The following is a 26,522-nucleotide window of genomic DNA, read 5'->3' as shown; positions in this document are numbered from 1 at the left end:
ACCGGGCCCGCCCACGGGCGGGCAGTCTCTCCGGCACCTAGGGCCTGTGCAGCTTCTCCGCCGAGCGGGACTCCAAGGGCCTCTGCCCCGCCGTCCGGGCCTCGCCCGGGCGGGCGGACGAGGGACCGCCCCGGCGGGCGAAGGAGAGCGCCACCCCCGACCCCACGGCGACCCCCGCGCAGACCAGGGCGCTGCCCACGGCCTGCGCGGCGCCGTAGGAACCGGTGCCGACCAGCGGTGCGGTGCAGGCCGCGGCGACCGGGATCAGGCCGGAGAACAGGGTGGCGCGCTCCGCCCCGATCCGCTGCATGCCCATGTACCAGCAGACGAAGCCGACGACGGTGACCACCGCCGCCTGCCACAGCAGCGCGCCCGCCTCCACCGCGTCCGGCGGCCGCAGCCAGTCGGCGCCGTCGGCCAGGACGCCCGCCACCGCCGACTGGAGCGCCGCGATGCCGCACACCGTGGTGGACAGCAGCCGCGGGCCCAGGGGCCGCAGGACGGGCACGGCCAGGACCGCGAACCCGACTTCGCCCAGCAGCGCGCACACGGAGAACGCGATGCCCGCGCCGTCGGTGCGCCCCCAGCCCTGGACCGTGAAGGCGCCCGCGGCCACCAGCGACGCCCCGTAGAGCACGACACGTTGCGGCCGGCGCCCGTCGAGGAGGGGTACGAGCACGGCGACCACGACCGGCGCGCAGCCCACGAAGACCCCGGGGACGGCCGGTTCCGCGGTGCGTTCCGCCGCGAGGACGGCCAGGTTGAAGCCGACCATGCCGACGGCGGCCAGCAGGGCCAGGCGCAGCCACGGCCCTGGGCCCAGCGCGCGCAGCCGGGCCGTCGCGCCGGGCCCGGCGAGCGGGACGAGCAGCAGGAAGGCCAGTCCGTAGCGCAGGAACTGGCCTCCGGCGTACGGGTAGTCGCCGAGGAGGCTGTTGGCGGTGAAGGATCCTCCGACGAGGACGCAGGCGAGGGCGGCGAGCAGGGAGCCGCGTGCGGTGGTGGCGTTCATGGATCCGACGTTAGGAAGCCCGCCGGTCTCGCACGGGGTCCACTTCCGGAGCGGTATGGGGGACCAATCGGTGGCCGTGGCGGTCACACGGGCGTCACCGGTCCTTCGTCGGGTGCGGGTCGCGGGAATCGGGGTATTCGGAACGCCCGGCACCAACAGGCCGGTATCGCACGTGACTTGACGGTTTCCAGCAGACACGGGAAGGGACTGCCAGTGCGCACCCGCAATGTGACAACCGCCGTGGCGACCGCGAGCGCCTCCGTCGCACTCCTGGCCGGTTGCGGCGGCGGCTCCGGTGACGGGAGCAAGCCCTTCGACGGGCAGAGCGCCGACTCGGTCGCGGCGAAGGCGGTCGAGGCCACCCGGGAAGCGAAGTCCATGCATGTGAAGGGGGACACCCGCCAGGAGGACGGGTCCACGGTCACCATCGACGTCTCGGTCGACCGGGCGAAGAACTGCCAGGGCACCATCGGCGCCGGCGACACCGAGGCCGAGGTCCGGTACACCGGCTCGACCCTGTACCTGCGCGGCGACCGCCAGTACTGGGAGAACGCCCTGAAGCAACAGCCCGACGAGGCGAAGGAGATGGTGCCCAAGCTGTCGGACAAGTGGGTGCGGATGCCGGGCAACGACGCCACGACCGCCGGTGTCTGCGACAAGCAGGGCTTCATCGCGGCGATGGACCAGGACAAGTCCCAGCGCCAGGGCATGAAGCGCGGGGACACCTCGGAGGTGGACGGCAAGGAGGCGCTCAAGCTCACCAAGGAGGGCGAGGGCGGCGAGACGCTCGCGATGTACGTGGCCACGGAGGGCGAGCCCTACATCCTCAGGACCACCACGGAGGGCGGCAAGAACCCGGGCAGCGTCACCTTCAGCGACTACGGCGAGCCGGTCGACCCCGAACAGCCGCCCGCCGACGAGACGGTGGACCTGAAGGGGCTCGGCGGCCAGGAGTCCTGACGCTTCCGCCGGGTGCGCGCCGACGCGGCCTACGCACCCGGCTCCGGCCCGTCCCGGTCGGCCAGTCCGCCCGCGCCGAGCGGGCCGGTGGCGCGCAGGGATCCGTCGGCCTCCAGCCGGGGCAGCTCGTGGCGGGACAGCCGCAGGACCACGGGCGGCAGGGTGATGCGCCCCAGTTGGGCCAGGCGCAGCCAGCCGGGGACGTAGACGGCGGTACGGCGGCGCTCCACGGCGCGGACCAGCCGGGCGGCGACGTCGTCCGCCGGGAAGGTGCGGCGGGCCGGCGGCGGCATGTGCCCGCGCAGCTCGCGCAGGACCGGGTACCGGTCGGCGTCGCGGATCATGTCGGTGTCGATCCAGTTGAGGTAGGCGATGCCCACGGCGACGCCGTGGTGGGCCACCTCGGCGCGCAGCGAGTGGTTGAACGCCTCGACGCCCGCCTTGGAGGCGCAGTAGGCGCTCATCATCGGGGCGGCGCCGAACGAGGCCAGCGAGGCGATCTGGAGGTGGTAGCCGGCGGTGCGCAGCAGGTCCGGCAGGAAGGCCCGGGCCGTGTGGGCGCTGCCGGTGAGGTTGACGTCGACGACGCGGCGCCACAGCGCCGGGTCCGACGTGACGAAGGGTCCGCCCTCCGCGATGCCGGCGTTGGCCACCACGACCGAGGGCGGCCCCAGGCCCCGGCGTACCGCACCGGCCGCCTCCGCCAGTGCGGCGGGGTCGGTGACGTCGGCCTCGACGGCGAGCGCGGGGGTGGGCAGGTCGGCCGCGAGGGCTTGCAGGCGGGACTTCTCCAGGCCGAGCAGCGCGAGCCGGGCGCCGCGTCGGGCGCAGGCGCGGGCCAGGGCGGCGCCGAGTCCTCGGGCGGCGCCCGTCACCACGACGGTGCGGTTCTGCAGGGGGCTGTCTGTCACCGGTCGGGCCTTTCCTCGGGGGCTGCGGTCACCGTCTGTCGCCCGTCCGGTCGCGGCGGGCCAGCGCCCGTTGCGCCCGGGTGAGGCCCGCGAAGCGGTGCCGGCGCAGTGCGGCGCGCGCGGCGTTGGCGCCGGGCGCGCCGTGCACTCCGCCGCCGGGGTGGGCGGCCGCGGAGGCGAGGTAGAGCCCGGCCACGGGGGTCTCCGGGCGCCCGGTGCCGGGCACGGGCCGGAAGACCAGTTGCTGGTGCATGGCGGCGGTGCCACCGTTGATGGCGCCGCCCGTCAGGTTGGCGTCCAGGGCCTGGAGCGTCGGCGGGGCCAGCACGCGACGGGCCCGGACCAGGGCACGGAAGCCGGGTGCGAAGCGTTCCACCTGGCGCTCGACCCGGTCGGCCATCAGCTCCCGTTCCCCGGCGTCCCAGCTCCCGGTGATGCCCTCGTCGCCCGCGTCGCCCCGGACGTCGTGGGGGACGTGGGTGTAGGCCCAGGCGGACTCGGTGCCGCGCGGTGAGCGGGTCGGGTCGGACGTCGTCATCTGGCCGAACAGCGAGAAGGGGCGGTCGGGGACGCGGCCCATGGCGATCTGGGCGGCGAACCGGGTCAGTTCGTCGAGACCGTCGGCCAGGTGCACGGTCCCGGCCCCCGCCGCGTCGGAGCACCGCCAGGGCACGGGCCCGTCCAGCGCCCAGTCCACCTTGAAGGTGGCGAAGTCCCACTCGAAGCGCCGCAGGTCGGCGAGGACCTGTTCGGGGAGGTCCTCGGGGGCGACCAGGCCGCCGTACAGGGCGGATACGGAGACGTCCGCGAGGACGGCGCGGCGCGCGGGGATCAGCTCACCGCCGGCGGTGCGGACACCGACCGCGCGCCGGTCGCGGACCACGACGTGCTCGACCCGTTGCCCGCAGCTCAGGGTGGCGCCGCGGGCGCGCAGCCGGTGGACCAGGGCCGCGGTGAGCGCTCCGGCACCGCCGACCGGCACGGGGAAGCCGTAGGTCTGCCCGAGCATCGACATCAGCCAGCCGAAGCCGCCGCTGCCGGCGGCCTCGGGTGCGAGGTCGGCGTGCAGGGCGTTGCCGGCCAGGAGCAGTCTGCCGCCCTCGCCCCGGAACTCCTCCGCGCCCATGCGGCGCACCGGCAGCACCAGGGTGCGGGCCAGCCTGAGCCCGCCCGCGCCGCGCAGCCGCAGGGCCAGCCGGGCGGCGGCGCGGACCGGCGGGAAGGGGGTGAACAGGGCGTCCAGGATGTCGGCCCGGTAGCGGTCCCACACGTCGTGCAGGCGTTCCCAGGCGGCGCCGTCCCCGGCCGCGAAGGTGTCGAGGGAGGCGGCGGTGACGGCGACGTCGCGGTCGAGGACGGCGCACGTGCCGTCGCTCAGCGGGTGAGCCAGGACGTGGGGGGCGTGGGCCCAGCGCAGTCCGTGGTCCTCCAGCCGCATCCCGGCGAGCACCGGGGAGGCGGCGGCGAGCGGGTAGAAGGAGCTGAACAGGTCGCTGACGAAGCCGGGGGCGACCCCGGAGTCGTGCCGTACCGCGCCGCCCGGCTCGGGCTGCTCCTCCAGGACCCGCACGCTCCAGCCGGCGTCCGCCAGCAGGTTGGCCGCGACGAGTCCGTTGGGGCCGGCCCCGATCACGACGGCGTCAGGCATGGCCGCTGGTTCCGGGCCGGTACTCCACCGACCCGGCCGTGTCCGACGGGTCCGGGCGGGAGCGCCCGCCGGCCTCGGCCTCGCACAGCCGGGCGAGCCGGGCGAGCATCGTGCGGTGCCGCACCTGGATCACCGCCTCTACGCCCACGTTGTGCAGCAGGCCGCCGGGGCCGCGCAGCGGATGCTCGTCCACGATCACCAGGCACTGCTCGCCCCAGGGCCGCAGCTCGACGGAGATCCGGGCCGTGCCGAGAGAACCGGCCTTCGCCTCGATCTCCAGCAGGGACCCGTCGACCTTGTGCCGGACGACCGACTCGTTGTTCAGCCGCAGGGGCCCGAGCCGCACCTGGTAGGTGAGCGTCGCGCCGACCTGCGGCCACTGGCCCGCCTCGGGCGTGGAGTCCGAGGTGCCCACCACCCAGTCCGCGTACAGGTTGCCGTCCGCGAGGACGTCCCACACCGCCTGCGGGGTCGCCTGGACCAACCGATGCCGAACCGCCACGCGTGCCTCCTGGTTCCGGTCCGTCACTGCACGACGCAGCACTGAGTGCCCCGTCCGAGCGCGGCCAACCGGGGCGGAAGGATCCCTACCGCCCTGACATCTCTCAGGTACCGGGCACCGCGAGGCCCGCCTAACGTCGCTGACGGGGGTGGTCGCCGGTCCGGCTCACCGCCGACACAGTCATCGCCGACACAGGAAACGAGGGCTCATGAGCCGCCGATCATCGCTCACCACTCTGCTCGCCGCGGGGGGCGCCGCCGCCGCGCTGGCGCTGTCCGCCGTACCGGCCCAGGCCGCCCCGTACTCGGGCGGGAACTACGGCGCCTACGGCATGGAGGGGCAGTATCCGACCGTGTCCAGCTGCGCGGGGACGTTCCGGCAGGTCGGCGCCACCCGGTACGCGGAGGGCATGGCGCTGAAGTACTTCTACTCCTCCCGCTGCGGTTCGTTCGCCCGGATCGAGAACTCCCGGGCCAACTGCGCCGCCGTGCTGGAACGCTCGAACTCGGGCGCCGGACGGGCCGACGGCTGGGTCTCGGAGACCGTCGACCCGGGCATCAACTACGCCTACTCGAAGATCGGCAACAACCTGAACGGCCGCGTCTCGCGCGCCCTGCTCACCTGCGACGGCCACGTCTGGGCGCAGACCGGCTGGTACTGACCGACACGCCACGCACACCGTGCCGGCCGCCCCGCCCGGGGTGGCCGGCACAGCGCACCCCGGGCAGCGCCGATCCGACGCGGGTTCCACGAAAGGCCGTGCATTGGCATGGACCTGATAACGCGGGCTGGCTAAGCTCGAAGCAACCCGATGAGAGCGCTCTCAGCACGCGGTTGTTCCACCCCCACCTTGCTGGAACGACGAAGGGCAACTCCCGTGAGACGCAGCAGACTCAGGCACCTCGGCCTGGCCGGCCTCCTCGTACTCGGCAGCCTCACCGCGGTCGGCACCCTGCCGGCCTCGGCGGCCGACGCCCCCTCCCCCTCCACCGAGCAGCCGGCCTCCGCCGGTCTCCTGGACGCCATGCAGCGGGACTTCGGTCTCACCCGGGCCGAGGCCGAGGACCGGCTCGCGGCCGAACGCCGGGCCGGAAGCCTCGCGCCCGAGGCACGCCGGGCCGCCGGAAAGGCCTTCGGCGGCTCGTGGTTCGACGCCGCCTCCGGACGGCTGACCGTGGCCGTCACCGCGGACGCGGCACCGTCCACGGCGGCGGCGGTCCGCGCCACCGGCGCGCGGGTGCGCACCGTCGAGCACAGCGCCAAGCTGCTCGACGCGACCAAGGCACGCGTCGACCGCCTCGACGCGCCCTCCGGCGTGAGCAGTTGGCGTGTCGACACGGCGGCGAACACCGTGGTCGTCGACGTAGTCCGCGCCGAGCAGACTGACAACGATGTCCAGCGCTTCGTGGAACAGGCCCGCGAGGCCGGTCCGGTCACGGTGCGGACGGTGGCCTCGGCGCCGCAGACCTTCGCGGCGGGCACCGTCGGCGGCGACCCGTACTACACGGGCAACGTCCGCTGTTCCATCGGCTTCTCCGTGCACGGCGGGTTCGTCACCGCCGGGCACTGCGGCGGGACGGGCGCGGGGGTGAGCGGCTGGGACCGGTCGTACATCGGCACGTTCCAGGGCTCGTCGTTCCCGGGCAACGACTACGCCTGGGTCAGCGTGGGCAGCGGCTGGTGGACCGTGCCGGTCGTGCTCGGCTGGGGCACCGTCTCCGACCAGCTGGTGCGCGGCTCCAACGAGGCACCCGTCGGCGCCTCGATCTGCCGCTCCGGCTCCACCACCCACTGGCACTGCGGCACCGTGCTCGCCAAGAACGAGACGGTCAACTACAGCCAGGGCGCGGTGCACCAGATGACCAAGACCAGCGTGTGCGCCGAGGGCGGCGACTCCGGCGGTTCCTTCATCAGCGGTGACCAGGCGCAGGGCGTCACCTCGGGCGGCTGGGGCAACTGCTCCAGCGGCGGCGAGACCTGGTTCCAGCCCGTCAACGAGATCCTGAACCGCTACGGGCTGAGGCTGCACACGGCCTGACGCCGTAAAGGGCGGGGAGGGCCGCGCCGGGCGTCCGGCGGGCCCTTCCCGGACCAACGTCCGGGCGCGGGGCGGCGGTCGGGACGGTCAGAAGTCGCCGGGGCCCGGCTCCGGCGAGTCGGGCCCCGTCGCCGCGCCGAGCCGTCGGTAGGCGGCCCGCGCGTGCACCACGCGGGCCAGCGCCGTGCCGACGAGGGCGGCGCCGAGCAGGCAGGCGAGCCACAGCGCGTCCCGCCGGCCGGTCCACGTCAGGACGCCGGCCGGCGGGATCGCGAAGCCGTTGAGGGACAGCCAGCACAGCACGGCCGTCCCGGGAGCGGCCGTGAACCGGGCGCACAGCCCGAGCAGCGCCGCCAGCACGGAGAGCACGAGCAGGGCGAGTCCCGGACGGCCCGAGCCCACCGTGCCGTTGAGGAGTGCCACCAGGGCGAGGGCGCCGCCGAAGGCCCCCGCCCACACCAGGGGAGCCGCGACCGGCCGGGGGACGGGTCTGGCACCGCTGCCCAGGGGCACCCACTCGATCATGCTGACGGCTCCTTCCGGTCCCGGACGGGTCCGACCACGGCGTCGGACACCGGCCCTGTGGGCAGATTGTCCCACCGGGGGGAAGGGGGCCGTGCCGGGCGGGTGGGCGACCGGAGTGCACGGCGGCGGCCGGATCGCCGTACACCACCCGCCCCGTGGGCCGGATCCCGCGCGTCTCCTCTCGGCCCCGGGACCGGCCTAGCGTTCGGCCTCCGCGCGCTCCGAGGCGGACGACGACGACGAGGCCGCCCCCGCGGACAGCGACACGGACTCCGACGGCCCTTCCTCGCCCTTCCCGTCGCCCGGCACCGCGGCCGGTGACCTGGTCCCGGGCAGCAGCCCGGCGGCCGTCCGCAGGGCACCGGCGAGCAGGTGCGCCCGCGCCGCCACGATGGGACCAAGGACGGCGAGCACGAGGACGTACCCGGCGATGAAGGGGGCGAGCCGCTCGTCGAGTCCGGCGCCCGCGGCCATCGCGGCGAGGATCAGCGCGAACTCCCCGCGGGCGACCAGGGTGGTGGCGATCTCCGCGGCGGGCTGCGCGCCGTAGTCGTACAGCCGGGCGACGCACAGTCCGGCGGCGATGTTCATGACGACGGTCAGGGCCGCCGCCGCGGCGACCGGACCGGCGACGGAGGCGATGTCACCGGGGTCGATGGCGAGACCGAACGCGAAGAAGAAGATGGCCGCGAAGGCGTCACGGAGCGGGTGCACCAACTCGCGTATCCGGGGCCCGGAAGGGGTGCCCGCCAGGATCAGGCCGACCATGAAGGCGCCGATGGCGTCGGCCACGCCGAGCACCTCGGAGACGCCGGCGACCAGCACGGCCGCGCCGAGGAAGCTGATGACGAGGAGTTCGTTGTCCCGGGTCGCGATCAGGCGGCCCACGAGCCGGGTGCCGTAGCGGGCCGCGGCGGCCAGCACCAGCAGGAAGCCGAAGGCCTTGCCGGCCTGCAGGGCGATCTCCGCGAAGCCCTGGGCGCCCGCGATGATCGGTTGCAGGGCGGCCAGGTACAGCGCGAGGAAGATGTCCTCCACCACGATGACGCCCAGGATCAGACGCGTCTCGGGGCGGCCGATCCGGCCCAGGTCGATGAGGATCTTGGTGACGATCGCGGAGGAGGAGATGCCGAGCACGCCGGCGAGCACCAGCGCCTCGCGCAGGCCCCAGCCGAGGACGAACCCGAAGCCGAGGCCGGCCCCGACGTTGAGGAGCAGATAGATGCCGCCCGCGGCGAGCAGCCGTTTGCCGCCGGTCCTGAGGTCGTCGAGGTGGAACTCCAGGCCCAGGTAGAACAGCAGCAGCACCAGTCCGAGCGCCGAGAGCATCTCGAAGTCGTGCGCGTCCTCGACCAGGACGAAGCCGGGGGTGTGCGGGCCGAGCAGGATGCCGGCGAGCATGAACAGGGGAATCGTCGGAAGTCCGATCCTGCCGCCGAGGCGGGCGAGGAACGCGGCGGCGAGGAAGGCGCCGCCCATGGCGAGCAGGGTGTCAGCGTGTCCCACGGGTCACCGCCTTCCGCCGTGCGGAGAGTGGGGAGGGCTTCACATGACGGGGATGGATGCGGGTTCTCCTTCATCTGTGGTGCGTCGTCTGCGGTGCGTCGTCGTCGGGCGGACGGCCGGACGCCGTCGACCGGCGCCGGTGCCGTGACACCGCACCCGGAACCGAACGGGGCACCGGCCGCCCCGGCTACTCGGGGTGCGAACGGCACACCCGGAACGGACCACGCGGCAACGCCCGCGAACGGGCTGAATGAGGCTTCCCTGCAACGTCCCCCGGCCCCCGAATAGGCCCCCGGGGCGCGGCGTCGGTCCACGGTCACACGCCGGGGGGCGGCGCCGCCATCGGGGACGACACCCAAATGTTCCGGTGGCCGACACCCATCCTCGGCCGATGCGGCGGGTGCCGGCGCGCGGTGGGAGGAGGATGCGCCGCGGCCGACTCGGGGATCCCTGCCGCGGCGCGTCCCACCGCCCCGGACGCGGGAGGACGTCGCGCCCCGGGGCATGCTCGGCGAATTCCCCCGGACCCTGTCATGACACTGCCCCGACCGGGTGAACGTCGCCCAACGGCTCCGGGACCGGGAAAGCCGTCCGCCCCGCCGCGTGGAGCGACGGGGCGGACAGCTCGCGGACGGTCCGTCAGCACGGTGTGGTTGCCATCAACTTCTCGAAGGAAGCCATGCAGTCCGGGCAGTGACGTGCCCGTTCACCGTCGGATGCCTCAATACGTTCGCGGAGCTGCTGTCCGCACAGCGTGGCCGCGGCCTGTTTGGCCAACACGTGCCACACCAACGCTCCGCCCGCCTTCTCCGGGCCCACGCACATTTCGTACATGATCGGCCTCCCAGCCTGGACGCCGCTGACACCCTCAAGGAGACACCGGTTCGGCCGTGACCAGTAGCGTGCGGGGGCCATTCGGGTGACGGCCGCTTCGGCCGCCCGGGGCGCCGGCCCACCCGGACGGCTACAAACGATCAGCCAACCGGCCGTACCTCGGTGGTTGCGTGACGTGGCATCGACGCGGGCGGCCGGGGCTCGGTTGCCCTGGTCGGATGGTGACACAGACCGAACCGACCGAACCGACCCGACCGACCGCCGTGGTCCCGGCGGCGGAACGCCACGGCAGGGGGCGGGTCCTCGTCTCCTGGGTCACCACGACCGACCACAAGCGGATCGGTCATCTGTACCTCATCACGTCGTTCGCGTTCTTCCTGATCGCCGGGGCGCTGGCCATGCTGCTGCGGGCCGAGTTGGCCCGGCCCGGCATCCAGGTGCTCTCCCACGAGCAGTACAACCAGGCCTTCACGATGCACGGCACCATCATGCTGCTGCTGTTCGCCACCCCGACCTTCGCGGGGTTCACGAACGCCGTCATGCCGTTGCAGATCGGCGCGCCGGACGTGGCGTTCCCACGGCTGAACATGCTGGCGTACTGGCTGTTCCTGTTCGGCGGGCTGATCGTGCTCGGCGGTTTCCTCACCCCGCAGGGCGCGGCGGACTTCGGCTGGACCGCCTACACGCCGCTCAGCGGCCCGCTGCGCGCCCCCTACCTCGGCGGCGACCTGTGGATCATGGGGCTGGCGCTGTCCGGGTTCGGCACGATCCTGGGCGCGGTCAACTTCATCACCACGATCATCTGCATGCGCGCCCCCGGCCTGACCATCTTCCGCATGCCGATCTTCGTCTGGAACGTGCTGCTGACCTCGGTCCTGGTGCTGCTGGCCTTCCCGGTGCTGGCGGCCGCGCTGCTGGTGCTGGAGGCCGACCGGCACTTCGGCGCCCATGTGTTCGACGCCGAGAACGGCGGGGCGCTCCTGTGGCAGCACCTGTTCTGGTTCTTCGGCCACCCCGAGGTGTACATCCTCGCGCTGCCGTTCTTCGGGGTGATCACCGAGATCATCCCGGTCTTCGCCCGTAAGCCGATCTTCGGCTACATGGGGCTGGTGGGCGCCACCATCGCCATCGCGGGGCTCTCGGCCACCGTGTGGGCGCATCACATGTTCGCCACCGGTGCCGTGCTGCTGCCGTTCTTCTCGTTCCTGACGTATCTCATCGCCGTCCCCACCGGGGTGAAGTTCTTCAACTGGATCGGCACGATGTGGCGGGGTTCCCTGTCCTTCGAGCCGCCGATGCTGTGGGCGGCCGGCTTCCTGGTGACGTTCCTCTTCGGCGGGCTGACCGGGGTGATCCTCGGCTCGCCGCCGCTGGACTGGCACGTCACCGACTCGTACTTCGTCGTCGCGCACTTCCACTACGTGCTGTTCGGCACGATCGTGTTCGCGATGTTCGGCGGATTCAGCTTCTGGTGGCCGAAGATGACCGGCCGCATGCTCGACCACCGGCTGGAGAAGGTGCACTTCTGGACGCTGTTCGCCGGTTTCCACACCACGTTCCTGGTGCAGCACTGGCTCGGCGTGGAGGGCATGCCCCGCCGGTACGCGGACTACCTGGCCGCGGACGGCTTCACGGCCCTCAACACGGTCTCCTCCGTCGGCGCGTTCCTGCTCGGCCTGTCGACGCTGCCGTTCCTGTACAACGTGTGGAAGACCGCGAAGTACGGGCGTCCGGTCGAGACCGACGACCCCTGGGGTTACGGGCGTTCCCTGGAGTGGGCCACCTCCTGCCCGCCGCCGCGGCACAACTTCCACGCCCTGCCGCGCGTGCGCTCCGAGTCACCGGCCTACGATCTCCACCATCCCGAACTCGTCGCGCTCGAGGAGGCGGAGCGCACCGGGCCCTGACACTTGTCAGGGACCCTTGGGCCCGGATCCTCCCTAGAGTGCCGAGTGCGGGCCGGGTGCCGCCCGGCCGCAGACCGGCACAGGGGGAATCACACATGAAGCGACTGATGCGTCACTCCGTCACCGCGCTGGCGGCGGCCGCGTTCGCCGTAGGCGGGCTCGCCGGCACGGCCCAGGCCGCCCCGGCGGCGCCGAGCGGCGGTGACCCGACCCTCACCGACGTCTACCTCTGGGCGACCAACGTCAACCTGCGCCAGCACCCCACCAGGAACTCCAACGTGCTCGCGGTCCGCTCCACCTACTGGCTGGACGCGGTCTGCCAGAAGCGGGGCGAGTACGTGCACGACCCGGCGGTGGGCGGCAACAGCTGGTGGACCGCCGTGCAGGAGTTCTCGGGCAGCGACATCGCCTGGGTCAACAACCTGTACCTGAGGGGCGGCGAGAAGATCGCGGGCGTTCCGGACTGCTGACCCGCGCCGGAGCACACCGCGGGGGCGGGCCGGACCACCGGCCCGCCCCCCGTGCGTTCAGTTCAGCTTGTCGACGGCCGTGACGGTGGTGGCCCTGAAGTCGGCCACCTGCGCGTGCTCGAAGGTGCCCATCTGGCCCCACTGCACGACGGTCACGGTCCTGCCGTCCCGGCCGACCGAGAACAGGCCGATGTCGGAGGCGCCCCACTCGGCGACCGTGTGGACGCCGTAGACGTGGGCGCCCTCCTCCACGTCGAGGCGGCCGTAGTACTTCTGCGTGGCGGTGATGTCGGGATGCCGCTCCATCACCTCGCGCGCGCAGTCGGCCAGGTCCTCGCGCAGCAGCGCGGCGAGCTTCACGGCGTGCCGCGTGCTGCGCTCGACGACCGTGACCTGGAGGGCGCCAGTGTCGTACTCCGTCCAGTACCGGCGGTGGGAGGCGGTGGACGGCAGCGCGTCGCCGACGCACATGGGCAGCGGGTCGGGCTGCCCGGCGGTGACGGGTCCGGCGTACCACTCGGAGGAGGGGTGCGGCGGCAGGTCGGCCGGCTCCAGGAAGGCGGGCGGGGCGGATCGCGGTGGTGCGGCGTTCGCCGGGACGGCGGTCACGGCGAGCGCGGCGCCGGCCGCCAGCGCGGTCGCCGCGGCGCGGACCCCTCGGGCACGGACGTACATGTTTCCCCCATGTCAGATCATCGGAGTGTGTGTCGGTCTCGGTACGGCTTGTCCATTACGACTCGGCACGGCCCCGATGGGTTGCACGCCGGGGGCCGTTCGTGTCGGCCGGTCGCCCCCGTCCGCCCGACGGGCGGGGCCGGGCACGCGGTGCCAGACTGCTGCGCAACGTCACCGCCGACGAGAGGAGCCGAGGTGTCCACGTCGGAGACGGGCGACACGACGCTCCAGGAGTTCCTCGCCGATCCGGCCCACCTCACCCTGGACCTGTCCACCGCGGTGGCCCGCTGCTCGCACGCCCTGGGACTGCGGAACACCGTGGTCTACCTCGTCGACCTCCAGCAGCGGCACCTCGTCCCCCAGACGGGCATGGCGTCGGCCCTCCCGGTCGACGGGTCGCTGGCGGGATGGGCGTACCGCACGCAGGGCCTGCGCGTGGAGGAGTCGGGGGCGGACGGCGTCACCGCCTGGTTCCCGCTGCTGGACGGCGCGGAGCGGCTGGGTGTGCTGGCCGTGAACGACACCGCGCTCACCTCGTCGTCGCTCACCCGGGGCCGGGCGCTCGCCTCGCTGACCGCCATGATGATCACCTCGAAGCGGGCCTACGAGGACTCCTACGTCCGCAGCACCCGCACCGAACGGATGCAGCTGCCCGCCGAGATGCTCCGCGCCTTCCTGCCGCCGCGCACCATCGGCAACGCGCAGGTCGTGTCGACGGCCGTCCTGGAACCCGCGTACGAGATCGGCGGCGACGCCTTCGACCACTCGCTCACCGAGACGACCCTGCACGTGGCCGTCCTGGACGCCATGGGGCACGACCTGGCCTCCGGGCTCACCAGCGCGGTCGCCCTGGCCGCCTGCCGCAACGCCCGGCGCACGGGCGCCGAGCTGCCCGAGCTGGTGACGGCCGTGGACGAGGCGCTGTCCGCCTGGCTGCCGGACCAGTTCTGCACGGCGGTCGTCTGCCAGCTGGACCTGGCCACGGGGGTGCTGCGCTGGGCCAACTGCGGTCATCCCGCGCCCATCCTCATCCGCGACCAGCAGTTGGTCATCGACGCCATGGAGCGCGAGGCCGATCCGCCGATGGGCCTGCCGGCGCAGCTCGCCGCACGGCCGCGCCGGACCCACGAGATCTCGCTGGAGCCCGGGGACCGGGTGCTGATGTACACCGACGGTGTCGTGGAGGCGCGGACCCCGGAGGCGACGCTCCTTGGCCTGGAGCGGTTCGCCGACTACGTCATCCGGGCCACGGCCGGCGGCGAACTGGCGCCGGAGTCGCTGCGCCGGCTGATCCACTCGATCCTGGCCATGCAGGAGGACCGGCTGCGGGACGACGCGACGCTGCTCATGTTCGAGTGGCGGCCCCCGTCCGGCTGACGACGCGCGGAGGGGCCGGTCATCGCGTCACACGCGGTGTCCCCGCTCCCGCAGCCAGGCGTGCACGGTGTCCTTGTCCGCCGGGGTGATCCGGACGGGGCCCGCCACGTAGGGGCCCTCGTCCTCGGTGAATCCGGTGTCGGTGATCCGGGCGGTCACCCAGGTGGCCAGGTCCTGGGCGGCCGGTTCGGACAGGGCGCCCCTTTCCCACCCGGTGCGGGCCTCGTCGGCCGCGCCGGCGTCGTGCCGTTCGGTCTCCGCCAGCCACGCCGCCACCAGCCGTTCCACGGTCCGGCGGTCCTCGGAGGCGGTCCGCTGTCGCATCCGCTTGTCGTTCATGCCGTCCGAGTGCCCGCGATCCCCCGACCGCACCTCAGGGAGGGCCGCCGTGTCGTGGGGGGCGCGCCGGGTACCCGCGTTTCCAGGGGAGGGCCGGTCCGTTCCGGTCCGACGACGGTGACCGCCCGGAAGGGGACAACGATGAGGCAGCCCGCCGACGAGGACGCTTTCGAACAGCGCGCCGGCGTTTCCGAGCTCCGTCCGGCGGTGGGGGATCCCGGGCTCGTTCCACCGAGTGAGCCGGGCCACGAGGAGCTGCCGGTCGACCGCAACCAGGCGATCCTCCAGGCCGCCAAGCAGGTGGGTTCGACCCTGAAGAAGGCGGAGCACCCGTTCGCGCTGGCCGGCAGTGTCGCCGTGTACGCGCACGGCGGCGTCCAGAACCTCCAGCACGACGTGGACTTCTGCATCCGTCCCGACGACGCGGACGCGGTCGCCGCGACGCTGCGGGCGGCGGGGCTGGTGGTGTACACGCCGCCCGAGGACTGGCTGCTGAAGGCGAGCTGCCTGGGCCAGCAGGTCGACCTGATCTTCGAGCTGGCGCACGAGCCGGTCTCGACGGAGCTGCTGGACCGGGCGCAGGACCTGTCCGTGGACTCGGTGCTGATGCCGGTCCTGTCCCCCACCGACCTGCTGCGCGGCCTGCTGGCGGCCTTCTCGGAGCACCACTGCGACTTCGGTGCGGTGCTGCCGATCGCCCGCACACTGCGCGAGAAGATCGACTGGGCGGGGTTGCGCCGCGACTGCGCGGACGCCCCGATGCCGGCCGCGTTCTTCTTCATCCTGGAGCGGCTGGAGATCATCCCGCCGTCCGGTCACCCGGTCGCCGCACCGCCCGCCCCCGCGAAGGAGGAGCAGCCATGAGCGAGCCCACGCCCCACGGGCAGCCGGCGTCGAGCACCGGTTCCCCGGCGGGCGAGAACATCGAGTACCGCGTCGCCCACCTGCACGACCGGCTCGCCGCGGAGGAACTGGGCGAGCTGGGCGTACGCGCCGAGATCCGGGCCGGCGCCGTCGCGATCACCGGCACGGTGCCGTCCGAGCGGTGCCGCGAGACGCTGCTGCGGATCGCCCTCCAGGAACTGGCCGGGCTCACCGTGCACGCGGACGTCGTGGTGGCGGAGACCGCCGGCCCCGACCACGCCGAGGAGCTGTGATGATCCGCGTCGCCGCCGTCGGGGACATCCACATGGGGCCCGACAGCCAGGGACTGCTGCGGCCCGCCTTCGAGACCCTGCCCGACTGCGCCGACGTGCTGCTGCTCGCGGGCGACCTCACCCGGCACGGCACGCCGGAGGAGGCGCGGGTGGTCGCCCAGGAGGTGCGCGACCTGCCGGTGCCGGTCGTGGCCGTCCTCGGCAACCACGACCACCACGACGAGCGGCCCGACAAGGTCGCCGCGCTCCTGCGGGACGCCGGCGTGACCGTGCTGGAGGGTGAGGGCGCGGTCGTGGAGTGCGCCGGGACCCGGGTCGGCATCGCCGGGGCCAAGGGGTTCTGCGGGGGCTTCGTGGGCCGCAGCGCCGGGGAGTTCGGCGAGCCGCTGATGAAGGAGTTCGTCCGCACCACCCGGCGCTCGGCGGACAGTCTGCGCTCCGCCCTGGAGGAACTGGCCGGCCAGGACTGCGCCGTGCGGATCGCGCTCACCCACTTCTCCCCCGTCGCCGACACCCTGGCCGGTGAACCGCTGGAGATCTACCCGTTCCTCGGCAGCTACCTGCTCGCCGAGGCGATCGACACGGCCGGCGCGGACCTCGCCGTCCACGGCCACGCCCACCTGGGCACGGAGCACGGCATGACGGCGGGCGGGGTACGGGTGCGCAACGTCGCCCAGCCCGTGATCCGCCGCGCCTTCAACGTCTACCAGCTGAACGCCGCCTGACGCGCCGACGGGATCGGGCGCCGGTCAGGCGTCGTCCTCCGTCGCCCGTCCCAGGCAGGTGACGTCCGCGGAATCCATGCCCGCCACCTCGATCTCGTGGAAGCCCATCCGGTCGTAGAAGGCCCTGGCCTGCGTGTTGGCCGTGGCCATGACCAGATGGACGGCCGGTACGCCGCGGTCCCGCAGCGCCCGCCAGAACGCCCGCATCAGCGCCCGCCCGTGCCCGCGCCCCTGCCATTCGGGCAGCAGGTCGATGTGCAGATGGGCCGGGTAGGCGGCCAGTTCGGGGACGATCATCCGCTCGGGGTCGTGCAGCAGCCCGGCCATGACCGCGTCCGGGCCGTCGGGCGGCCCCTGCGGCGCCGGATAGCGGTCCGCGACCCGCGGCAGCCACGTGGAGCGGAACTCCTCGGCGAAGCGCGGCGTGTCCGCCGTACCGAGGATGTAACCGACCGCCTGTCCCTCCCCGTCGTCCAGCACGAAGGCCAGGCCGGGGTCCAGATGGACGTAGGGGGCGGCGAAGACGGCGGGCAGTACGGAGGGGTCGGCGTACACGGGCCTGCTGTCGCGGCCGTTGTGCGCGGTGCGGACGCAGATGTCGTCGAGGGCGGCGGCGTCGGCGGGACGGTAGGGACGTACGGCGGCAGTCGGGATCACCACGCCATCCTCTTCCTTGGGAGCGCTCCCACAAGTAGCGGCCGAATGGCGCCGACCGAACCGGGCATTCGATGATCTGAGTGAGCGACACCTTCAAAGAGAGCGAGAACGCGTCATGAGTCTTCTGCGTACGGCCGGCCGCCCGATGCTCGCCTCGATGTTCGTCGCGGGCGGCCTGCATTCCCTGCGCAGGCCCCAGGACGTCGCGGCGGCGGCCGAGCCGGTCGTGCGGCCGGTGACCGAGCGGGTGTCGGTGCTGCCGGACCGCACCGAACAACTCGTACGGCTCAACGGGGCCGTGCACGTGGTGGGCGGGATCATGCTGGGGCTGGGCCGCTGCCCCCGGGTGGCCGCACTGGCCCTGGCCGCGACGCTGGTGCCCACCACGCTGGCGGGCCACCGGTTCTGGGAGGCGGAGGACCCGGCGGACCGTGCGCAGCAGGGCATCCACTTCCTCAAGAACCTGTCCATGATGGGCGGCCTGCTGATCGCGGCCGACGACACCGCGGGCCGGCCGTCCCTCCTGTGGCGGGGGCGGCATGCCGCGAAGGGGGTGCGGCACGACGCCCACCTGATCCAGCGTTCGGTGCGGGCCACGGCCCGCCCGGCCGCGACCGTGGGCGGCGTCCGGGCGAAGCTGGGCCACTGACAGAATCGGCAGCTCCAGCCAGGCCGCACCGGCCGCACGGGCCGTCGCGGGCATCCGAGGAGAGAAGTCCTGAGTACCACCGTCCTCTCCGAGGCCGTCCCCCTCGTCCTGCTCCTTGGCGTCCTGGCCTTCGCCGTGCTGCGCCCGCGCGGGCTGCCGGAGGCGGTGGCCGCCGTTCCCGCCGCCGTGCTCGCCGTGGCGCTCGGCACGGTCACCCCGCAGCAGGCGTGGGAGGAGACGCGCACGCTGCTGCCGGTGGTCGTCTTCCTCGCGCTGGTGCTGATGCTGGCATACCTGTGCGCGAAGGAGGGCCTGTTCGAGGCCGTCGGCGCGGCCGTGGCCCGCCGGTGCGGGGGCAGCCCGCGGCGCCTGCTGACCGGTGTGTTCGGCGTGGCCTGCGCGGTCACGGCCGTGCTCAGCCTGGACGCCACCGCGGTCCTGCTCACCCCCGTGGTCCTCGCCACCGCGTCCCGGGCGGGTGCCCGCGCCCGCCCGCACGTGTACGCCACGGCGCACCTGTCGAACTCCGCCTCGCTGCTGCTGCCGGTCTCGAACCTGACCAACCTGCTGGCGTTCACGGCCAGCGGTCTGAGCTTCACCCGGTTCGCCGCGCTGATGGCGCTGCCCTGGCTGGCCGCGATCGCCGTGGAGTACGCCGTCTTCCGGCGCTTCTTCCGCGCGGACCTGAACGAGCCGGCCACCGCGCCCGCGCCGGGAGCGGCCGCCCGTGCCGCTCCGACCGTCCCCCGGTTCACCGTCGTCGTCGTGGCCCTGACCCTGGCCGGGTTCGCCCTCTCCTCCCCCGTCGGGCTCGACCCCGCGTGGGCGGCGCTGGCCGGTGTTCTGGTGCTCGGTCTGCGGGCGCTGGCCCGACGGCATGTCACGCCGCGGGAGATGGTGGGCGCCGCGTCGCCGCTGTTCTGCGTGTTCGTCCTGGCCCTCGGTGTCGTGGTGGAGGCGGTGGTGACGGGCGGCCCGGCGTCCGGGCTGGGGCGGCTGCTGCCGGACGGGGACTCGCTGCCGGCGCTGCTCGGGGTGGCGGCGGTGGCCGCGGTGCTGGCCAACGTCGTCAACAACCTGCCGGCCGTCCTCGCCCTGCTCCCGCTGGCCGCGCCCGCCGGTCCGGCGCACGTGCTCGCGGTGCTGATCGGCGTGAACCTGGGCCCGAACCTCACCTACGTGGGCTCGCTCGCGACCCTGCTCTGGCGGCGGATCCTGCACCGGCACGGCATCGAGGTGAACCTCGCCCGGTTCACGCTGCTGGGGCTGCTCACCGTACCGGCCACGGTCGCGGCGTCGACCGTGGCCCTGTGGGGGGCGCTGCGCCTCATCGGCACCTGACGCCGGCCCCGGGTCTCACTGGGTCGCGACGACGATGCAGCGCCGCAGTTCCTCGACGGCCTCGGGAGCGCCCTCGACGCGCACGCCGTCGTCGTCCTCGGTGCCCGTCCGGTTCCAGAGCCGGCGCAGTACCGCCTCCGGGGCGCCGCTCAGCGTCACGTCGGCCGTGCCGTCACCGGCGCCGTCCGTCACGGCGAACTCCCCCGGCCCGGTGCGCACCCGCCAGGCCGCGTCACCGGCCCGCACGAGGTACGTGCGTCCCGGGGAGCCGTCCAGGATCTCGGTGAAGTACTCGCCCCACTCGGCGACGGCGAACGCGACGAAGACCTTGAGCAGTTCGTCGATCCCGTCGACGGCGAGGTCGTCCGGTACGGGGGTGACGGGGCGGCCGGTGGCGAGTTCGGCGTCGATGCGGTGGACGACCGTCTCCTGGGCCATCCGCCGGATCCAGAAGCCGACGCTCTGGTCGGGGCCGTACCAGCCGGCGGCCGCGTCCCCGGGGGCGCGGGTGGCGAACTCGGCGCGCAGCGCCGTGTATCCCCGGTCGAGCAGCGCGGCCGGCTCCTCCTCGGCGAACTCCTTGGGCGGCCAGGGCTCGGGCTCGACGCCCTCGCGCATGGCGACGGTCTTGTGCAGGTAGACCTCGCCGACGTGGCGGGTCAGATCGGCGACCGTCCAGCCGGGGCAGGTCGGCACCGCGGCGTCGGCGTCGGTCCCGACGGCGTTCCGCATGCGGTCGTAGTCGGCCGCGAGGCAGTCGAGGAAGCGGGTGAACTCCATGCCGCAGAGCCAAACACATGTTCAGGAGCGCGGCACGGTCTTTTCGTTGCCCGGGTGCGCTCCGGCGTTCACCAGGCCCCGGTGGGGAGCGCGGGGCGGCGGACGGCCTCGGCCGCGTCCCGCAGGTGCAGCGCGACGGTGATCAGGGCGCGCAGCGCGGAGGGGCGCAGGCTCTGGGCGCTCTCGGCGGCCAGCACCAGCAGACAGCCCGCGGCCTGTTCGACGACCGGGACCGAGAACGCGAAGTCGTCGCCGTCGGCGGTGCGGAAGGCGCGCCAGGGCGTCGCGGCACCGTCGATGGCCTTCTGCACCGCGTGTTCGAGGTGCTGCGCGGCCTGTTGGCACACGGGGGCGGGCAGGATGATGGTGCGTTGGAACGCTGAACTGGTCATAGTCCCACTGCTCCCCCGCCCCGCCCGTCTTCGATCGGCGTACCGGGCGTTTTTCACCGGGTCGGCGGCAGTCGGGTCCCGGTGCGGCGGCGCGGTCCTAGGCTGGTGGCCATGTGCTCCGACTCCTCGTACTCGGCAGTCGCGGCGCGGTTCACCGGCCGGCCGGCGACCGTCGAGCGCCGGCTATCCGGTTCGCTCGGCGAGGTCGTCCTGGACGACGGCCGCACGGTGATGGTCAAGGTCGCGGACGGCCCGGGTGCCGCGCGGGCCGAGGCCGCCGGGCTGCGCTGGCTGGCCGCGGCCGGCGCGGTGCGGATCCCGGTGGTGCACGGGCACGACGAGCGCCGGCTGGTCACCGACCGGGTGCCGCAGGGCCGGCCGAGCGCGGAGGCGGCGGCCCGGTTCGGCCGGGAGCTGGCCGCCCTGCACGCCGCCGGGGCGCCCGCGTTCGGAGCCGCGCCGCCCGGCGGGCCCGAGGAGGCGTACATCGGACTCGCCCCGATGCGCAACGCCGCCGGGAGCGACTGGCCGTCCTGGTACGCCGAGCACCGCGTCCTGCCGTATCTGCGCCGTGCGGTGGACGACGGCACGGTCACCGGGGCCGAAGCGGCCGACGTCGAGCGGGTCTGCGAGCGGCTGCCCGGCCTCGCGGGTCCCGCGGAGCCGCCGGCCCGGCTGCACGGCGACCTGTGGAACGGCAATGTGCTCTGGGGCGACGACGGGCACGTCCACCTGATCGACCCGGCCGCCCACGGCGGGCACCGGGAGACCGACCTGGCGATGCTGCGCCTCTTCGGCTGCCCGCACCTGGAGCGGGTCATGGCGGCGTACGGGGAGATTGCGCCGCTCGCCGACGGCTGGCCCGGCCGCGTCGGCCTGCACCAGTTGTTCCCGCTGCTGGTGCACGCCGTCCTGTTCGGCCGCGGGTACGCCGAACAGGCCCTCGCGGTGGCACGCGCGGCGGGGTGAGTGCCGGGCGGGTCCGGCACCCCAGGGCATGTCGTGTCCCGCCGGGTCACATGTCCCGTTGAGCCACATGTCCCAATGAGACATTTCCGGGTGTACGCTCGAACGCATGACGGCAACGAAGCCCTCCCCCGCCACCGAGGACCGACGGCAGCGCAAGGCCCGGCAGACCCGCGACGCGCTGGCCACCGCCGCCTGCGACCTGCTCCTGGAGCGCGGTTCGGCGGCGACCACGGTGGAGGCCATCGCCGAGCGCGCGGACGTCACGCGCCGCACGTTCAGCCGGCACTTCGCCGGCAAGGAGGACGCGGCCCTCGACTTCGTCCGCCGGGACGGCGCCCGTATCAACGAGCTGCTGCGCGCCCGCCCCGCCGACGAGCCGCCGCTGCTCGCCTACCGCCGGGCCGTGCGCGACTGGCTGGCGGACCGGGAGGACCCGGCCTGGCACGTCCGCCCCCGGATGCGCCGGCTGGTGGCCCTGGCCGACACGGAGCCCGACCTGTTCGCCGCCTACCAGCGCATCCGGGTCGACGCCCAGGAGGAGTCGATCCGCATCGTCGCCGAAAGGCTCGGCACCGACGACGCCCGGGACGTGCGCCCGGCCGCCCTCGTCGACGCCGCCGCCGGAGTCCTGATCGCCGCCCTGCGCCTGTGGGCGCGCGGTGACGCACCGGACTCGGGAGCCGCGGACCTCGCCGCCCTCGTGGAGCGGGCCTACGACGCCCTGATCTCGGAGGCCGCGGCCGCGACCCCCGCCAGCACAGAGGAAGACAGAGAGCAAGCACCATGAGCACCACCGGCACCACCCCCGCGACAGCGCCCACCGGGTCCGCCCCCGAGTTCGCCGGCCGCACCGCCCTCGTCACCGGCGCCGCCTCCGGCATCGGCCTGGCCACCGCCCGCCGCCTCGGCGCGGCCGGCGCCCGCGTCGTCGTCGCCGATCACCACGCCGAGGGCGCCCACAAGGCCGTCGCCGAGCTGACCGCGGAGGGCGTCGAGGCCGCCGCCGTCGAGCTGGACGTGACCAGCCCGGAGTCCGTCGAGGCCGCCGTGCGGTTGACCGTCGACACCTTCGGCGGCCTGGACCTGGCCGTGAACAACGCGGGCATCGGCGGCCCGAGCGCCCCGACCGGCGCGTACGACGTCGACGCCTACCAGCGGGTCGTCCGCACCAACCTGGACGGCGTCTTCTACTCGATGCGCTACGAACTGCCCGTCATGGAGGCCGCGGGCAAGGGCGGCGCCATCGTCAACGTCGCCTCCATCCTCGGCTCCGTCGGCTTCGCGGGCTCGCCCGCCTACGTCGCCGCCAAGCACGGTGTCGTCGGGCTGACCAGGACCGCCGGCGCCGAGTACGCCGCCAAGGGCATCCGGGTCAACGCGGTCGGCCCCGGCTTCATCGACACCCCGCTGCTGAAGACCATGGACGAGGCCGCGTACGAGGGCCTGGTCGCCCTGCACCCGGCCGGGCGGCTCGGGCGCTCCGAGGAGGTCGCCGAGCTGATCGCCTTCCTGCTGTCGGACCGGGCGTCCTTCGTGGCGGGCGGCTACCACCTGGTCGACGGCGCCTACACGGCCGTCTGAGGGTCCGTCACACAACCCGGGGGGAGAAAGAAGGAGTCCGATCATGAAGGCACTGCAGTACCGCACCATCGGGGCACCGCCCGAGGTCGTCACGGTCCCCGACCCGGAACCCGGCCCCGGCCAGGTGCTGCTGAAGGTGACCGCGGCCGGCGTCTGCCACTCCGACATCGCGGTGATGAGCTGGCCGGCGGAAAGTTTCCCCTACGAGCTTCCCCTCACCCTCGGCCACGAGGGCGTCGGCACGGTGGCCGCGCTCGGCGCCGGGGTGACCGGGCTGGACGAGGGCGACGCGGTGGCCGTGTACGGGCCCTGGGGCTGCGGCATCTGCCCCAAGTGCGCGGAGGGCAAGGAGAACTACTGCCTGCGCGCCGACGCACTGGGCATCCGCCCGCCGGGGCTGGGACGGCCGGGGTCGATGGCCGAGTACCTGCTCGTCGACGACCCCCGGCACCTGGTGCCCCTGGACGGGCTCGACCCCGTCGCGGCCGTTCCGCTGACCGACGCCGGGCTGACGCCGTACCACGCAATCAAGCGGTCGCTGCCCAAGCTGGTGCCCGGCTCGACCGCGGTGGTCATCGGGACCGGCGGCCTCGGGCACGTCGCCATCCAGCTGCTGCGGGCGCTGACGTCCGCCCGGGTCGTCGCCCTCGACGTCAGCGAGGACAAGCTGCGCCTCGCCCGTGAGGTGGGCGCCCACGAGGTGGTGCTGTCGGACGCCAAGGCGGCGGATGCGGTGCGGGAACTGACCGGAGGTCTGGGCGCCGAGGCCGTGTTCGACTTCGTCGGTGTGGCGCCGACCGTGCGGACCGCGGGCGCCGTCGCCGCCGTCGAGGGCGATGTCACGCTGGTCGGCATCGGCGGCGGCTCGCTCCCCGTCGGGTTCGGCGTGCTGCCGTACGAGGTGTCGGTCACCGCGCCCTACTGGGGCAGCCGCGGCGAACTGATCGAGGTGCTGGACCTGGCCCGCTCGGGTGCCGTGTCGGTGCACACCGAGACGTACGCGCTGGACGACGCGCCCCTGGCGTACGAGCGGCTGCACGCGGGCGAGGTCAACGGCCGCGCGGTGATCCTGCCGCACGGCTGACCGGCCCCCGGGCCGCGGCCGTCGGCGCGACGGAGTCGGGGGCGCGACCGGTCCCCCGTTCCGGTCGTGCCCCCGGTGCGGTCGAACCTACGTGGACGGCTCCGCCGTTGTGAATCGTGCCGGTGCCCGCTGCCGGGCCGGAAGGACTCACCCGTGCACAGGTGAGTCCGGATGGCCCGGTTTCGTCCCGGGCAGCGGCGGCCCGCCGAGGTCTCCCTCGGCGAGGTGGGCCAGGACGACCTCGTACAGGTCGCTGCCTGCGGCGAGCAGCTGGCGTTCGAGGACCGGCTCCGCGCTGCGGACGTGCTCGCGGACGGTCTGGGCGTGCATCCCGAGCCGCTGGGCGGCCCGCTCGGCGTTGCCGCCGACGGCGATCCAGGTGCGCAGGGTGCGCCGCAGGTCCCGGCCGTCCGGGGCCAGGCGGCCGAGCAGGTCCCCGGCCCAGGTACGCAGCGCGGGCCCGGACAGCAGGTCGGTGAGACCGGCCGCCCCGGGCCGCTCGGGGGCGGCCCCACCCATCGGCTCGGCGAGGCCGACCTGCGAGTTCAGGGCGAGGTGGACGGCGGCGCGGACGGTCAGGTCGGTGAAGTCGGTGCGCAGCAGACCCTCGACGCGGTCCATGCGGGCCCGGACCGTGTTGCGGCTGACCCCGAGGATCTTCGCCGTGTTGACGGCGGTGAACTCCAGGCCGAGCCGGGTGGTGGCCAGCAGTTCGGCGCGGGTGTGGTGCGGCAGGTCGTCGAGCGGGCGCAGCATCCGGGCGGTCCAGCCGTACAGGGCGGCGGGCTCCATCAGCAGCTCGGGGCGGGTCCGCTCGGCGTACACGGCCGCCTGCTCCGGCCGGAACCGGGCGACGGCCAGGGCGCTCACCGCCTGTCCGTACGCGGCGGCGGTACGGGCGAGGCCCTGCCGGGCGCTGCCGCCGAGGAACACGCCGGGCAGGCCGCCGACGAGCGTGCGCAGCTCCCGGCCGGCCGAGTCCCGGGGGGCGAGGACGATGACGTGTCCGTCCATCGCCGGGCAGCGCACGACCAGCGCCCCTTCGGCCGTCGCCGACACGCACTCCTCGGCCAGGCGGTCCCGTTCCCCGGGGCTGCTCTCCACGACGTACACGCAGGCCGTGTCGGTGTCGAGGAGGCCCGGCCAGAGTCCGGCGGCCACCCGGCGGGCGGAGACGGTGTCCTCCACCATCAGCAGTTGCAGGATGGCCAGGCGCAGGTCGGAGGTGGCCCGCCGCAGCCGGTGTCCGGCCGCCGCCGACTCGTGTCCGGCCAGCAGCAGCTCCAGCACCTGGGCGGTGTGCGTGACGATGTCGGAGGCCCGCCGGTCGAAGGGGGCCTCGCGGGCCACGGCGAGGACGGCGTCGGGCGCCGGGTGGGGCCGGGCCACGCGGACGAGCCGCACCTGGCGGCCCCCGTCCTCCAGGGCGGCGGAGGCGATCCGGCCGCCGGTGATGTCCGCGACCAGGCCCTCGTCCAGCGGGAGGCGGGCGCCGGCCAGCAGGCGGCCGGCGCCGTCCTGGAGCGAGACGGCGGCGTCCGCGGCGCCGGCCAGCCAGGTCATGACCCTGTCCGGGTCGCGGCCGGCCGGCCGCAGGTGGTCGAGGAGTTCCTCGGCCCATCCCGCGTGCTCGGCGGCTCCCGCCGCCCGCTGTCCCGTCCCGTCCGCTCGGCCCGCCACGTCGGCCTTCTCCTTGTCCTCGCCTCGCCCCCGGCCCAGGTCGGGGACGTTACCTCATGGCCGCGGACACGGGGCCGGTGCGAGGCCCGCGGAAGGCTCGGGCGGGGCGGCCGACCGGGCCTGTCGGCTCTCGCACGCGGACGGGCATAAGCTCGGTGAATGGCGAAGTACTTCGACGTGCACCCCGAGAACCCCCAGCCGCGCAGCATCGCGCAGGTGGCCGACAGCGTCCGCTCCGACGCGCTGATCGCGTATCCGACGGACTCCTGCTACGCGCTGGGCTGCCGACTGGGCAGCCGCGACGGCATCGACCGCATCCGGTCGATCCGGCAACTGGACAACCGGCACCACTTCACCCTGGTGTGCCAGGACTTCGCGCAGCTCGGCCAGTTCGTGCAGATCGACAACGACGTGTTCCGGGCGATCAAGGCGTCCACCCCGGGCAGCTACACCTTCATCCTGCCGGCGACGCGGGAGGTGCCGCGCATGCTCCAGCACCCGAAGAAGAAGACCGTGGGCGTGCGCATCCCCGACCACGTCGTCACCCAGGCCCTGCTCACCGAACTGGGCGAGCCGCTGCTGTCCAGCACGCTGCTGCTGCCCGGCGAGGAGGAGCCGATGACGCAGGGCTGGGAGATCAAGGACCGGCTCGACCACGTGCTCGACGCGGTGATCGACTCCGGGGACTGCGGTACCGAACCGACGACGGTCGTCGACTTCTCCGGGGGCGAGGCGGAGATCGTGCGGCACGGCGCCGGAGACACGAGCCGCTTCGAGTAGGGGCGGGCCGGCCGCCGAAGCGA

General features: G+C 73.9%; 28 protein-coding genes. 16 read left to right on the top strand and 12 right to left on the bottom strand.

Annotated features, from left to right (window positions below; translation table 11 throughout):
* Positions 1 to 37: 37 nt before the first annotated feature.
* Positions 38 to 1,012 carry a DMT family transporter gene (locus ACFC1X_RS31275; protein ID WP_376360036.1) on the bottom strand — a complete coding sequence of 325 codons (975 nt, stop codon included), beginning with the start codon at positions 1,010 to 1,012 and terminating at the stop codon, positions 38 to 40.
* A gap of 240 nt (positions 1,013 to 1,252) precedes the next feature.
* On the opposite strand from ACFC1X_RS31275, the gene ACFC1X_RS31270 reads away from it, so the two are divergent.
* Positions 1,253 to 1,972 (top strand): hypothetical protein, encoded by a 720-nt coding sequence (locus tag ACFC1X_RS31270; RefSeq protein ID WP_376360035.1) that lies wholly within the window; start codon positions 1,253 to 1,255, stop codon positions 1,970 to 1,972.
* Positions 1,973 to 2,001: 29 nt separating this feature from the next.
* Here the strand turns inward: ACFC1X_RS31270 and ACFC1X_RS31265 are convergent, their stop codons facing one another.
* From ACFC1X_RS31265 to ACFC1X_RS31255, 3 genes are read right to left on the bottom strand one after another with little or no spacing between them, the layout of a single operon-like run.
* A complete protein-coding gene (locus ACFC1X_RS31265; RefSeq protein ID WP_376360032.1) occupies positions 2,002 to 2,883 on the bottom strand; it encodes an SDR family oxidoreductase in 882 nt (293 codons plus the stop codon).
* A gap of 28 nt (positions 2,884 to 2,911) precedes the next feature.
* Positions 2,912 to 4,531: a phytoene desaturase family protein gene (locus tag ACFC1X_RS31260; RefSeq protein ID WP_376360029.1), complete on the bottom strand. Its 1,620-nt coding sequence runs from the start codon at positions 4,529 to 4,531 to the stop codon at positions 2,912 to 2,914.
* A complete protein-coding gene (locus ACFC1X_RS31255) occupies positions 4,524 to 5,033 on the bottom strand; it encodes an SRPBCC family protein (RefSeq protein WP_376360026.1) in 510 nt (169 codons plus the stop codon). Before ACFC1X_RS31255 ends, ACFC1X_RS31260 begins: the two co-directional genes overlap by 8 nt.
* Positions 5,034 to 5,241: 208 nt before the next feature.
* Here ACFC1X_RS31255 and ACFC1X_RS31250 point away from each other — a divergent pair, with 208 nt between their 5' ends.
* Together ACFC1X_RS31250 and ACFC1X_RS31245 are read left to right on the top strand one after the other, a co-directional pair.
* Entirely contained in the window at positions 5,242 to 5,694 is a 453-nt protein-coding gene (locus ACFC1X_RS31250; protein ID WP_376360023.1) for a hypothetical protein, read from the top strand.
* A gap of 216 nt (positions 5,695 to 5,910) precedes the next feature.
* Positions 5,911 to 7,071, top strand: coding sequence for a S1 family peptidase (locus tag ACFC1X_RS31245; protein WP_376360020.1), 1,161 nt, complete (start codon positions 5,911 to 5,913; stop codon positions 7,069 to 7,071).
* Positions 7,072 to 7,158: 87 nt separating this feature from the next.
* Here ACFC1X_RS31245 and ACFC1X_RS31240 read toward each other — a convergent pair whose 3' ends face one another.
* Positions 7,159 to 7,596 carry a hypothetical protein gene (locus tag ACFC1X_RS31240; protein WP_376360017.1) on the bottom strand — a complete coding sequence of 146 codons (438 nt, stop codon included), beginning with the start codon at positions 7,594 to 7,596 and terminating at the stop codon, positions 7,159 to 7,161.
* A 198-nt stretch (positions 7,597 to 7,794) separates the two neighbouring features.
* A complete protein-coding gene (locus ACFC1X_RS31235; protein ID WP_376360014.1) occupies positions 7,795 to 9,102 on the bottom strand; it encodes a cation:proton antiporter in 1,308 nt (435 codons plus the stop codon).
* A gap of 1,052 nt (positions 9,103 to 10,154) precedes the next feature.
* Between ACFC1X_RS31235 and ctaD the strand changes: the two genes are divergently transcribed.
* A complete protein-coding gene (ctaD, locus tag ACFC1X_RS31230; protein WP_376360011.1) occupies positions 10,155 to 11,843 on the top strand; it encodes a cytochrome c oxidase subunit I in 1,689 nt (562 codons plus the stop codon).
* A 95-nt stretch (positions 11,844 to 11,938) separates the two neighbouring features.
* On the top strand, positions 11,939 to 12,313 hold the full coding sequence (locus ACFC1X_RS31225) for a peptidase M23 (RefSeq protein WP_376360008.1): 375 nt from the start codon (positions 11,939 to 11,941) through the stop codon (positions 12,311 to 12,313).
* Between the two features lie 57 nt (positions 12,314 to 12,370).
* On the opposite strand, the gene ACFC1X_RS31220 is transcribed toward ACFC1X_RS31225, so the two are convergent.
* Positions 12,371 to 12,988 (bottom strand): hypothetical protein, encoded by a 618-nt coding sequence (locus ACFC1X_RS31220; protein WP_376360003.1) that lies wholly within the window; start codon positions 12,986 to 12,988, stop codon positions 12,371 to 12,373.
* Between the two features lie 195 nt (positions 12,989 to 13,183).
* Here ACFC1X_RS31220 and ACFC1X_RS31215 point away from each other — a divergent pair, with 195 nt between their 5' ends.
* Positions 13,184 to 14,365 carry a PP2C family protein-serine/threonine phosphatase gene (locus tag ACFC1X_RS31215; protein WP_376360001.1) on the top strand — a complete coding sequence of 394 codons (1,182 nt, stop codon included), beginning with the start codon at positions 13,184 to 13,186 and terminating at the stop codon, positions 14,363 to 14,365.
* Positions 14,366 to 14,392: 27 nt separating this feature from the next.
* On the opposite strand, the gene ACFC1X_RS31210 is transcribed toward ACFC1X_RS31215, so the two are convergent.
* The gene (locus ACFC1X_RS31210; protein ID WP_376359996.1) at positions 14,393 to 14,704 is read right to left on the bottom strand and encodes a hypothetical protein; all 312 of its coding nucleotides are present in this window, start codon (positions 14,702 to 14,704) and stop codon (positions 14,393 to 14,395) included.
* A gap of 141 nt (positions 14,705 to 14,845) precedes the next feature.
* Between ACFC1X_RS31210 and ACFC1X_RS31205 the strand changes: the two genes are divergently transcribed.
* The 3 genes from ACFC1X_RS31205 to ACFC1X_RS31195 are packed head-to-tail and all read left to right on the top strand — an operon-like array spanning position 14,846 to position 16,586.
* Positions 14,846 to 15,568, top strand: a complete 723-nt coding sequence (locus ACFC1X_RS31205; protein ID WP_376359993.1) for a nucleotidyltransferase family protein — start codon at positions 14,846 to 14,848, stop codon at positions 15,566 to 15,568.
* Positions 15,565 to 15,861 (top strand): BON domain-containing protein, encoded by a 297-nt coding sequence (locus ACFC1X_RS31200; protein ID WP_376359991.1) that lies wholly within the window; start codon positions 15,565 to 15,567, stop codon positions 15,859 to 15,861. Before ACFC1X_RS31205 ends, ACFC1X_RS31200 begins: the two co-directional genes overlap by 4 nt.
* Positions 15,861 to 16,586 carry a metallophosphoesterase gene (locus tag ACFC1X_RS31195; RefSeq protein ID WP_376359988.1) on the top strand — a complete coding sequence of 242 codons (726 nt, stop codon included), beginning with the start codon at positions 15,861 to 15,863 and terminating at the stop codon, positions 16,584 to 16,586. Before ACFC1X_RS31200 ends, ACFC1X_RS31195 begins: the two co-directional genes overlap by 1 nt.
* A gap of 24 nt (positions 16,587 to 16,610) precedes the next feature.
* Here the strand turns inward: ACFC1X_RS31195 and ACFC1X_RS31190 are convergent, their stop codons facing one another.
* The gene (locus ACFC1X_RS31190; protein ID WP_376360175.1) at positions 16,611 to 17,243 is read right to left on the bottom strand and encodes a GNAT family N-acetyltransferase; all 633 of its coding nucleotides are present in this window, start codon (positions 17,241 to 17,243) and stop codon (positions 16,611 to 16,613) included.
* 115 nt (positions 17,244 to 17,358) lie between these two features.
* Here ACFC1X_RS31190 and ACFC1X_RS31185 point away from each other — a divergent pair, with 115 nt between their 5' ends.
* Both ACFC1X_RS31185 and ACFC1X_RS31180 read left to right on the top strand, forming a co-directional pair.
* Positions 17,359 to 17,892, top strand: coding sequence for a DoxX family protein (locus ACFC1X_RS31185; protein ID WP_376359985.1), 534 nt, complete (start codon positions 17,359 to 17,361; stop codon positions 17,890 to 17,892).
* A 69-nt stretch (positions 17,893 to 17,961) separates the two neighbouring features.
* Positions 17,962 to 19,233: an SLC13 family permease gene (locus ACFC1X_RS31180; protein ID WP_376360172.1), complete on the top strand. Its 1,272-nt coding sequence runs from the start codon at positions 17,962 to 17,964 to the stop codon at positions 19,231 to 19,233.
* Positions 19,234 to 19,248: 15 nt separating this feature from the next.
* Here ACFC1X_RS31180 and ACFC1X_RS31175 read toward each other — a convergent pair whose 3' ends face one another.
* Both ACFC1X_RS31175 and ACFC1X_RS31170 read right to left on the bottom strand, forming a co-directional pair.
* Positions 19,249 to 20,013, bottom strand: a complete 765-nt coding sequence (locus ACFC1X_RS31175) for a maleylpyruvate isomerase family mycothiol-dependent enzyme (RefSeq protein ID WP_376359982.1) — start codon at positions 20,011 to 20,013, stop codon at positions 19,249 to 19,251.
* A gap of 68 nt (positions 20,014 to 20,081) precedes the next feature.
* On the bottom strand, positions 20,082 to 20,405 hold the full coding sequence (locus ACFC1X_RS31170) for a hypothetical protein (protein WP_122618148.1): 324 nt from the start codon (positions 20,403 to 20,405) through the stop codon (positions 20,082 to 20,084).
* Positions 20,406 to 20,516: 111 nt separating this feature from the next.
* On the opposite strand from ACFC1X_RS31170, the gene ACFC1X_RS31165 reads away from it, so the two are divergent.
* The 4 genes from ACFC1X_RS31165 (at position 20,517) to ACFC1X_RS31150 (ending at position 24,039) form a co-directional block, all read left to right on the top strand.
* The gene (locus tag ACFC1X_RS31165) at positions 20,517 to 21,374 is read left to right on the top strand and encodes a fructosamine kinase family protein (protein WP_376359979.1); all 858 of its coding nucleotides are present in this window, start codon (positions 20,517 to 20,519) and stop codon (positions 21,372 to 21,374) included.
* A 106-nt stretch (positions 21,375 to 21,480) separates the two neighbouring features.
* Positions 21,481 to 22,161, top strand: coding sequence for a TetR/AcrR family transcriptional regulator (locus ACFC1X_RS31160; RefSeq protein ID WP_376359976.1), 681 nt, complete (start codon positions 21,481 to 21,483; stop codon positions 22,159 to 22,161).
* A complete protein-coding gene (locus ACFC1X_RS31155; RefSeq protein WP_376359973.1) occupies positions 22,158 to 22,955 on the top strand; it encodes an SDR family NAD(P)-dependent oxidoreductase in 798 nt (265 codons plus the stop codon). The genes ACFC1X_RS31160 and ACFC1X_RS31155 overlap by 4 nt, the downstream gene beginning before the upstream one ends.
* A gap of 43 nt (positions 22,956 to 22,998) precedes the next feature.
* On the top strand, positions 22,999 to 24,039 hold the full coding sequence (locus ACFC1X_RS31150) for an NAD(P)-dependent alcohol dehydrogenase (RefSeq protein WP_376359970.1): 1,041 nt from the start codon (positions 22,999 to 23,001) through the stop codon (positions 24,037 to 24,039).
* 147 nt (positions 24,040 to 24,186) lie between these two features.
* On the opposite strand, the gene ACFC1X_RS31145 is transcribed toward ACFC1X_RS31150, so the two are convergent.
* Positions 24,187 to 25,719, bottom strand: a complete 1,533-nt coding sequence (locus ACFC1X_RS31145; RefSeq protein ID WP_376359967.1) for a helix-turn-helix domain-containing protein — start codon at positions 25,717 to 25,719, stop codon at positions 24,187 to 24,189.
* 159 nt (positions 25,720 to 25,878) lie between these two features.
* On the opposite strand from ACFC1X_RS31145, the gene ACFC1X_RS31140 reads away from it, so the two are divergent.
* Positions 25,879 to 26,499, top strand: coding sequence for an L-threonylcarbamoyladenylate synthase (locus ACFC1X_RS31140; protein ID WP_376359964.1), 621 nt, complete (start codon positions 25,879 to 25,881; stop codon positions 26,497 to 26,499).
* Positions 26,500 to 26,522 lie beyond the last annotated feature (23 nt).

The sequence above is a fragment of the Streptomyces sp. NPDC056128 genome (genome assembly GCF_042263835.1).
Taxonomy (GTDB): Bacteria; Actinomycetota; Actinomycetes; order Streptomycetales; family Streptomycetaceae; genus Streptomyces.
This window is presented reverse-complemented; position numbering and strand designations above follow the sequence as displayed.